A 535-nucleotide genomic window follows, 5' to 3' on the forward strand; every position below is an offset into this window, starting at 1 on the left:
TCCTACTCAACACTTTGGGTTTGATCAGTGAGGATTGGGCCAATACCTTGATGAGCTTTATGCAGCAAGGTGGCCAAATCCTATGGTGGTTGGCTGCCGTTGTAGCGGTGTGTTGGTTACTGGTTATGGAGCGAGTGGTTTACTTAACGACGGTATTTCCTAAGGTAAACAAACAGCTTCGTGAACAGTGGCTGGCACGGTCAGAGCACCACTCTTGGTATGCACATCAAATCCGCGATGGATGGATTGCAAAGGCACAAATCGAATTGCGCCAAAACCTTTCGACGATCAAGCTATTGGTGGCCATTTGTCCCATGCTTGGTCTGTTGGGTACTGTCACTGGCATGATTACCGTTTTTGACGTGATGGCCTCACAAGGCAGCAGCGATCCAAAATTGATGGCTTCGGGCATCTCTTTAGCAACGCTGCCTACTATGGCAGGTATGGTCGCAGCATTGGCGGGCATGTTTGTACATGCTCGTTTAAGCAAAGTATGTGAACGTAAAGCGATCCAAGTAGAACAATCTTTAAGGAG

Annotated in this window: 1 protein-coding gene; it reads left to right on the forward strand. The window is 48.0% G+C overall.

Going from position 1 to position 535, the window contains the following annotated elements:
* Positions 1-535: MotA/TolQ/ExbB proton channel family protein (locus R7Z49_RS27225; RefSeq protein WP_318112781.1), on the forward strand; the 535-nt coding region annotated here is incomplete at both ends.

Source organism: Vibrio sp. 1562 (assembly GCF_033340155.1).
GTDB classification, from domain to species: domain Bacteria; phylum Pseudomonadota; class Gammaproteobacteria; order Enterobacterales; family Vibrionaceae; genus Vibrio; species Vibrio alginolyticus.